The sequence below is a fragment of the Nocardioides sp. genome, from assembly GCF_031422975.1.
Lineage (GTDB): Bacteria > Actinomycetota > Actinomycetes > Propionibacteriales > Nocardioidaceae > Nocardioides.
The window spans coordinates 1-8033 of record NZ_JANPEO010000042.1 but is presented as its reverse complement, the minus strand read 5'-3'; the positions used below and the strand labels follow the sequence as shown (position 1 = coordinate 8033).

The 8033-nt window shown below is 70.4% G+C and carries 9 protein-coding genes; 4 read left to right on the top strand and 5 right to left on the bottom strand.

Annotated features, from left to right (window positions below):
* Both RMO85_RS01470 and RMO85_RS01465 read right to left on the bottom strand, forming a co-directional pair.
* Positions 1-805: GTP pyrophosphokinase family protein (locus RMO85_RS01470; protein WP_397202806.1), on the bottom strand; the 805-nt coding region annotated here is incomplete at its 3' end.
* A gap of 68 nt (positions 806-873) precedes the next feature.
* Positions 874-1290 carry a hypothetical protein gene (locus RMO85_RS01465; protein WP_310526002.1) on the bottom strand — a complete coding sequence of 139 codons (417 nt, stop codon included), beginning with the start codon at positions 1288-1290 and terminating at the stop codon, positions 874-876.
* A gap of 207 nt (positions 1291-1497) precedes the next feature.
* Between RMO85_RS01465 and RMO85_RS01460 the strand changes: the two genes are divergently transcribed.
* The gene (locus RMO85_RS01460; RefSeq protein WP_310526001.1) at positions 1498-1881 is read left to right on the top strand and encodes a hypothetical protein; all 384 of its coding nucleotides are present in this window, start codon (positions 1498-1500) and stop codon (positions 1879-1881) included.
* 9 nt (positions 1882-1890) lie between these two features.
* Here the strand turns inward: RMO85_RS01460 and RMO85_RS01455 are convergent, their stop codons facing one another.
* On the bottom strand, positions 1891-2460 hold the full coding sequence (locus tag RMO85_RS01455; protein ID WP_310526000.1) for a mismatch-specific DNA-glycosylase: 570 nt from the start codon (positions 2458-2460) through the stop codon (positions 1891-1893).
* A gap of 92 nt (positions 2461-2552) precedes the next feature.
* On the opposite strand from RMO85_RS01455, the gene RMO85_RS01450 reads away from it, so the two are divergent.
* Positions 2553-3152 carry a hypothetical protein gene (locus tag RMO85_RS01450; protein ID WP_310525999.1) on the top strand — a complete coding sequence of 200 codons (600 nt, stop codon included), beginning with the start codon at positions 2553-2555 and terminating at the stop codon, positions 3150-3152.
* Between the two features lie 26 nt (positions 3153-3178).
* Here the strand turns inward: RMO85_RS01450 and RMO85_RS01445 are convergent, their stop codons facing one another.
* On the bottom strand, positions 3179-4588 hold the full coding sequence (locus tag RMO85_RS01445) for a phosphodiester glycosidase family protein (protein ID WP_310525998.1): 1410 nt from the start codon (positions 4586-4588) through the stop codon (positions 3179-3181).
* Between the two features lie 134 nt (positions 4589-4722).
* On the opposite strand from RMO85_RS01445, the gene RMO85_RS01440 reads away from it, so the two are divergent.
* Positions 4723-5883: a site-specific DNA-methyltransferase gene (locus tag RMO85_RS01440; RefSeq protein WP_310525997.1), complete on the top strand. Its 1161-nt coding sequence runs from the start codon at positions 4723-4725 to the stop codon at positions 5881-5883.
* On the opposite strand, the gene RMO85_RS01435 is transcribed toward RMO85_RS01440, so the two are convergent.
* Complete coding sequence (locus tag RMO85_RS01435) at positions 5880-7286, bottom strand: wax ester/triacylglycerol synthase family O-acyltransferase (protein WP_310525996.1); 1407 nt, start codon at positions 7284-7286, stop codon at positions 5880-5882. The two genes, RMO85_RS01440 and RMO85_RS01435, sit on opposite strands and share 4 nt — an antisense overlap.
* An 87-nt stretch (positions 7287-7373) precedes the next feature.
* Between RMO85_RS01435 and RMO85_RS01430 the strand changes: the two genes are divergently transcribed.
* Positions 7374-8033, top strand: a 660-nt coding sequence (locus RMO85_RS01430; RefSeq protein ID WP_310525995.1) for an FUSC family protein, incomplete at its 3' end; no start/stop codon positions are given.

Sequence of the window (8033 nt, the reverse complement as noted above, 5' to 3'; positions counted from 1 at the left end):
AGTGGTCGGTGTGCGACCAGCCGGCGTCGGCATACTGCCCCGCCAGGAACGCGGCCAGTTCTTGCCCGCTGATGCGAGGATCGCTCGGATCGCTCGGATCGGCTTCGCCGGGGGAGGTCGGCGCGACCGCCTGGAGCCGCTCACGGATGGTGGAGAACTCGCGGTCGGCGAGCTCGAGCAACCCGGCGGCGAGCGTGAAGCGGCGGTCGAGGTCTGGGACGTATTCCTCGGGCACCGTGCCCTTGTAGCGAATGTCGTGCTCGAACTCGGCCCACGCGTGCTGCAGCACCGTGCGCACCTGCACGCTCGCGCGCTGGCCGCGGACCTCGTCGTACGGCGCCTGGTGGACCTGGTCGTCGGGCGCATCCGGCGTCACCAGCAGGTGGCGGCTGGCGTAGCCGAACCCGCCCGCGCGTGCGGTCTCCTGGCCCATGTCACGGTCGTCGAGGATCGTCAGCTCGTCGTCCAGGAGCTCCGCGACGGCCGCCACGTCGCTGTGGACATAGGTGATGACACGGACCCCGATCTGGTCGGTGATCTGGATCAGCGGATCGGGGTAGAGGAGCTGATCGCCCACGGTCCGGGCTGCCTTCGCGGCGAAGGAGGCCACGCTCTTCGTCCGACCGGTGACGCGGAGGTAGTTGATGCCCGCGTCGTCGAGCAGCGTGGTGATCAGCTCGACGAAGTGCTCTGTCGGCTGGACGAGGCCCGGTTGTCGTGCGGCGTAGGCGCGCACGGCCTCCCGAACGGGTCGGTCGGGTGGCGCGTCGGCGGGCTGCTCAGCGGGTTCGACGGGAGACGGCACGCGCACAGCCTGCCGTGTCCGGGCGCACTTCGCATCCGGAGGCGCGCGGATGGAGCGTCCAGATCGGGTCATCCGGTCGCCCCCAGCCCGTCGAGGGGGCGCTCGCACGGGAGCGGCGTGATGGCGGTGCTCGTGCCCAGGTGCACCGTCTCGCAGGCCACGCTGGCGCGACCACAGGCGAGATAGATCGCATCCGCCCAGGCACGGTCGTCCGCGCCGGGCAGCCCGGAGCCGCGGCTTCCGACGAAGACAGCGAGTCGGATGCCAGTGCCGCCGAAGTGGCCGAGGAACCGTTCCAGGGCGGCGACATCGGCGGGCGCCGGCCGGTCGGGCAGGTCCGTGAGCTCGGTGAGCTGGGGCACCGGCATGCCGTCCGGATCGAGGAACATCAGCCACAGACAGCGGCTGCTGAACCCGAGGGGGTGGATGAGGCCACGCCACGCCTGGTGGAGGTTGGCCTGGGTGGTGATGGGTGTGTTGGTCATGGTTCCACCGTGGAACAGCCCACCGACATTGGCGAACGGCTCTCCACAGGCCACCGATTCGCGGGCCGCAAGCCGTCCACAGGCACTGTCTCGCGAGGTCTTCTCCACAGGTGGTACGCCGCAACGACGGCGTTGTCGGTGAGCTTGCGCATCGTGGGTAGTGGACACGCAGGACCGCCCGGCCACCGATGCCAAGGAGGATCACCGATGACGCAGCACCCACCGTCCGACGGCCGGCTCGACCTCACCCCGCCTCTCGACGCCGGCGACGTGGCGTTCCTGACCGGCTTCTCCCGGCACGCGGGCCGCGTCGCCCGGATCTGGCCGGGTCAGCCCGCCGTGCCGGCGCCGTGGGTCCCGTGCGCCGACGGGTGCTGTCTGGTGCTGGTGCCGACGCGGGCAAGCCCGGAGGCGGCCGGCCAGTGGCTGAGGTTCCTCATCGCCGAGTTCCTCGGCACAACCCATCGAGTCGACGGTTGGGTCGACGTGCCAGGGCCGGTCGGCCGGTCCTCGACGCTGCTCATCGTCGAAGCCGGCGAGGTCTTCGAGGGCGACCTCGGTGACGCGGCACGTCTGGGGTCGACGCGATGAGGGCGTTGCTCAGCCGAGGACCCCTGCGGCACGCGCTGGCTCGGCATATGCCTCGGCGAGGGTCGCGACGGTGTGGTGGGCGTTCAGGCCGCTCGGGTTGGGGACCACCCACAGCTCGGCCGGGCCGAGGGCATGCGGCTGGCGCCCCGCCCCCGCTTGACGGTCCCCGAACGCCTGGCGGTAGGCGGTGATGCCCGCGACCGCGACCACCCGCGGTCCGAGCCGGGTGACGAGCTCCAGCAGTCGGTCGCCGCCCACGCGTAGCTCCCCGGCGGTGAGCTCGTCAGCGCGCGCGGTGGCCCGTTGGACCAGGTTGGTGATCCCGAGACCGCGCGAGCGGAAGTAGGCGCGGTCCTGGTCGTCCATGCCGGCGGCGGCATCGATGCGGCGCTCGATGATCCCGGCCTTGAGCAATGCGGGGTAGAAGCGGTTCACCGGGTGCGCGAAGTGTGTCTGGGTGGCTGCGGTCCACAGACCGGGGTTAATGCCGACGAAGAGCAGGCGCAGGTCGGGGCCGAGCAGGTCGGGGACCTCGGTGTCGCGGAACGACTCGAGCTCTGCTCGGGTGAAGCGGGCCATGGCGCCAGACCCTAGCCCCGGCGAGGAACCCCGCCGCTCGGGCTATCGTCCAAGTGACACGAGTCCGACAGTCGCACCCGAGTGAGGTTCGCATGAGCCACCGACCCATCCGACCCGCGTCGGCGCGAGCCCTGCCGAGGTCGGCGGTCAGGGGAGCGTGCTTCGCACTCCTGCTCGCCACGGCCGCCGCGTGCGGCGGCCAGAGCGGCGACGGTGGCGACCCGGGCACCGCGAGCGACACCTCGTCGTCCGAGGCGACGCCGTCCCAGTCGCCGACCACCTCCGAGGGGGACAGCGCTGGCACCTCCGAGACGTCCACCGGTGCGGGCGGGTCGTTCGTGGTGGGCGAGACCGTCCGGCCCGGACAGGCCGTGATCGTGAGCGCCTCCAACGTCACCGGTGAGACGACCACGCGGGCCAGGGCCATCACCGACGAGGCGTCGCTGGACGGGTTCGTCGCGGGGATGGATGGGCGGCTGGCCAGGGACGTGCGCGCTGCGGTCAGGGACGCGAAGGTCCCCTCGGACAGCACCCTGTTCGGGGCCGTGGTCTCGGTGGGTTGCGACACGCCCACCGCCGTCGAGTGGAGCACGACGGGCGAGGGCATCGACGTCACTGCCACGTTGCCCAAGTCGGAGGTTCAGTGCCTGGTGCCGGTCACCTCGGTGGCGCTGTTCCTCGTGCCCGACTGACGCCCGCCGAGGCAGTGGGCCGCCGCCTACGGAGTGGGAGTGGGCGTGGGGGTCGGTGCCGGTGCCGGGGTCGGTGCCGGCGTCGGAGTCGGTGTCGGGGTCGGTGTCGCGGGCGGCAGGATCGGTGGGAGGACCCCGTTGTAGAAGATGCCGAGCCCGTTGGCGACCTTGCGCTCGACCCCGCCCGTGGACGGCTCGTTGATGACACCCATCTCACCGGTGACCCGGCGCGAGTACAGGGTGGAGGAGCCGCCACCGTCGAAGTTCAGCGCGCTCTCCGCACCGAGGGCACGCATCATCGTGGCGAGCTCGACCATGGTGTAGCCGCGGCTGGTGGCGGTTCGCCCGTCGATCACCAGGAGCAACAACCTGCGCCCGTCGACGTCGATGCCCACCGCCGTACGCGGATGCATCAACCGGTCGTTGATCACGGTCTGCACGCCGTTGAGCAGGATTGCCCGGTCGCCGGACACGGCGACGCGGGCACCGGGCTTGGCCTTGTACTTGAAGCTCGCCTTGCGACCGACCTTCAGGTCCTTGAGCAGCCTGGCCGCCGAACCCCGGCCGATCATCACCTGGCCCTTGACCTTGCGGCCCTTGGACAGGGTGCGCTTGTTGGACACGATCACGTTGTTGACCACGACGACCTCGCGCGCCGACTTGTCGCCATCGGTGACCGAGTAGCCCTTCGTCCAGCCCCAGTCGCTCGTGTAGAGACCGATGGAGTTGGGCGCGACGGTGGGGGTGTTCAGCCCGCTGAAGGTCCAGCGCGGCCGTTGCCGGAGCTTGGTCTTGGTCACCATCGGGCCGATCTGCGGCAGACCGGTGGAGTCGAGGTAGAACGAGGCGTTCTCCGGGATCCAGCCGGTGGTGGAGCCCTGGATCAGGCCACGTTCGCGGTCGATGGCGACGCCGAGGGCGGCACCCGTGTCGGAGATGTCGAAGAAGTCGCCGTTCACGGCGCCGATCGCGCCGGCGGCCGCACCCAGCTGGCTGACGGTCTGGGGGCGGACGGCGTACTCAGAGCCGAGGTAGTCCAGCGAGATGTTCGCGGCGTTGAGGTCGATGCTGAGCAGGTTGGCGCGGATCGGTCCGCGATAGTCGGTCTGGTCCCATTCGCGGATCGTCAGGCCGGGCGCGATCTCGTAGGTGACGTCACTGGTGACCACCGGCGGGGTGACGCGCGCACCGCGGGGCAACTGCCGGGCGATCCGTCCAGGCACGCCGTCCGAGGTCTGACCCGGCCTGCCCATCACGGTTCCCGGCTCGCGCAGCGCGCGCCGCTGGAGTGGTCCGAGGCCGGAGCCGTCATCGTGCGAGGCCCCGGTGTAGCTGAGCTCGACGGACGACGAGACTGCCGGCGCGGCGACGGCCACGAGGCAACAGCTGAGGGCAGCGGCGAGCAGGGAAGAGGTCAATCGCGTGGAGGAAGGCACGCGCTCCAGAGTAAAGGCGCGGCGGAGCCGGCCGGGCGAGGCGGGTGGTGTGTCGGGGCAGGGCTGCAGGGACGTCGTCACGAGTGGGAGACGAGCGGTCCGCGTGGAAGGTTGTCCCCATTAGGCTGCCCGCCGTGGGCCGACGCGTGGACAACGTCTTCATCGAGGGCGACAACCTGGACGTGCTGCCCACCCTCCAGCCGGGCAGTGTCGACCTCATCTACACCGATCCGCCCTACAACACCGGCAACGACTTCGCCTATGTCGACTCGTTCCGTGCCGACGGTGGTGGCCGGGCCAGTCGGCACGAGGCGTGGGTGGAGATGATGCGTCCGCGTCTGGTGGCGATGCGCGACGTGCTGGCCGCCACGGGCGCGATCTTCGTCAGCATCGACGACAACGAGGCGGCCTACCTCCGGTTGCTGCTCGACGAAGTGTTCGGGGAGGCCAACTTCCTCGCCCAGATCGTCGTCAACCTCAACCCGAAGGGCCGCCAACTGGGTGGGGGCTTCGCGACCAGCCATGAGTATCTCTTCGCCTACGCCCGCGACGGCAAGCGCTGCGTGCTGGACGCGAGCAGCCCCGACACCGTCAACGCCGAGGACTTCTCGCTGCGCACCGAGGACGGCCGCGCCTTCCGCCACCTCCCGCTGCGCAACACCAACAAGAAGTTCAACCCGGTCACCGCGCCCACCCTGCACTTCCCCGTGTACGGCGACCCGCTGACCGGCGACGTCGCCACGGCCGCCTTCGAGGGTGCCCAGGAGGTGTGGCCCGTCTTCGGTGACGGCCGGCCGGCGGTGTGGCGCTGGTCGAGGCCACGGATCGACGAGCGCCCCGACGACCTGGTGTGCCGGGAGATCAACGGGCGCAACGGCACGCGGGTCGACGTCTTCCAGCGGGACTGGCTGCACCGCGACGGCGGCCGACGCAAGAAGCTGCACACGATCTGGCTCTCCGAGGAGATCGGGTCCACGGACACGGCCGTGGCCGAGCTGAAGGGGCTGATCGGGCACGTCTTCGAGTCGCCGAAGCCGACAGGGCTGGTGCGGCGGATCCTCGCCACGATGCCGCCCGACGCGGTGGTGCTCGACCCGTTCGCCGGCAGCGGCACCACCGGGCACGCGGTCGCGCTCGCCAACGCCGCCGACGGGGGGACGCGCCACTGCATCAGCATCAATGCCGGCGAACCGACCCGACCGGGCTCCAACGCCGCGAACGCCGGGTTCGAGACCGTCGCCGACATCACCCGCGCGCGGCTCGCCGCCGTGGCGCGGCGTTACGGCCGGAGCTAGATCCCCGCGGCCCTCTCCAGCGCGACGAGCTCCTGGTCCAGATGGGTCAGCAGCCTCTGCAGGTGGGGCACCGTGCGGCGGCAACCGGTGAGACCGAAGCACATCAAGCCGTCATAGGACGTGCAGGTGATGTTGAGCGCCATCCCGTGGATCGGGATCGACAGCGGGTAGTTGCCCACGAGCTGGGAGCCGTTGAAGTACTGCGTGGTGCGCGGGCCGGGGACGTTGCTGATGATGAGGTTGTACGGCGGCCTCGCGATGCCGCTCATCTTCAACACCACCGGGAAGATGGCCGGCGCCTGACCGAGGGCGCTCATCGCGAGGATCTGGATCGGCGTCATCGAGGACAGTGCGTCCTTGCCGTCCTTCATCGACCGGTGCACCGAGCGCAACCGATCGGCGGGGTCGGCGAGCTCGGTGCCCATCTTGACCATGATGGCCCCGACTGCGTTGCCACCCTCGGCGGAGGCGATCTGCGACTGCTTGGCGTTGAGGCCGACCGGCACCATCGCCACCAGGCTCGTGTCGGGCAGCTCGTTGAGCTCCAGCAGGTAGGCCCGCATCGCACCGGAGCACATCGCGATCACCACGTCGTTGATCGTGGTGCCGGTGGCCTTGCCGATCGCACGGAGTCGCTCGATCGGCCAGTCCTGGGCGGCGAAGCGGCGCGAGCCGGTGATCTGCTGGTTGAGGATCGTTCGCGGTGCATACAGCGACAGCGCCGACGTCTCGTTGCGGATGCTGTGGTTGAGCGTCTTGATCAGCGCGATGGGCATCCCCGCTGCCTCGGCCGTGATGCCCATGGCCGTGCGCAACGCCTGCATCGGCACGTCGGCCAGGCTGGTCTCCAGCGCGGCCTGCTCGCTGGCTGCCTTGGGCGGCCGGTTGCGTCTGGCCCACGGCGCCGGCATGTCGCGCTCGTCGGGATCGGGGGAGTGGATGGCCGCGAGCAGGCGCATCGCCGAGACGCCGTCGACCAGTGAGTGGTGCAGCTTGGTGTACATCGCGACCCGGCCGTCGCGCAGGCCCTCGATCACGTGCGCCTCCCAGAGCGGGCGGTCCCAGGCGAGCCTGGTGCTGTGCAGGCGGCCGCACAGCTCGAGCAGCTCACGGATGCGGCCGGGCTTGGGCAGGGCGCTGTGCCGGAAGTGATGGTCGATGTCGAACTGGTCGTCGGTCTCCCACACGAACTGGCCCGCGGTGCGCGCCGAGCGGTGCGGGTGGCGCAGGAACAACGGCGCGACCTCCTCGCAGGAGCGCATCTGCTCGTAGAGGTCCCTGATGTAGTTGCGGCCGGCGCCTTCGGGCTTCTTGTAGAGCGCCAGGCCTCCCACGTGCATCGGCATCGAGCGGTTCTCGGCGAGCAGGAAGCCCACTGACGTCGGGTCGATCGGTGTCACCATGCTGGGATTTCCCTCCTGGAACGAGTCCCGATCCTTGCGTGATGTCTGGCAGGCCACAAGGGGACACGCTCTGGCAGGATCGCCGCCATGGAGGCCACCCCGCTCGATCGGCTCGACCGGGCCTGGTCGCGGAGTCGTACGTCGCTGGGCACCCGCGTCGAGAGACTGCGCTCCAAGTCCTTCGCGATCGCCCAGTGTGCCCTCGCTGCCGGGGTGGCCTGGCTGATCGCCCGCGACCTGCTCGGTCACGACACGCCCTTCTTCGCACCGATCGCTGCGATCGTGAGTCTCGGCACCTCCTATGGTCAGCGGCTGCGTCGGGTCGCGGAGGTGACGGTCGGAGTGGCCCTCGGGGTGCTGCTCGGTGACCTGCTGGTGGCCTGGCTCGGCTCGGGCTGGTGGCAAATCGCGGTCGTGGTGGCGCTGGCGATGTCGGTCGCCTTCCTGCTCGACGGCGGGCAGCTGATGGTGACCCAGGCGGCCGTCCAGTCGATCGTCGTGTCCACGCTGATCGTCAACCCGGGTGACGCCCTGACGCGGTGGACCGATGCCCTGATCGGCGGCGCGGTCGCCCTGGTCGCTGCCACCGTGGTGCCGGCCGCGGCCTTGCGTCGGCCTCGCGAGCAGGCCGCTCGCGTGCTGCGCAAGGAGGCCGAGATGCTGCGTGCCGCCGCCGACGTGATGATCGACGGCCAGCTGGACCGGGCGCTCGACCTGCTCGCCGACGCCCGCGCCACGGACTACCTC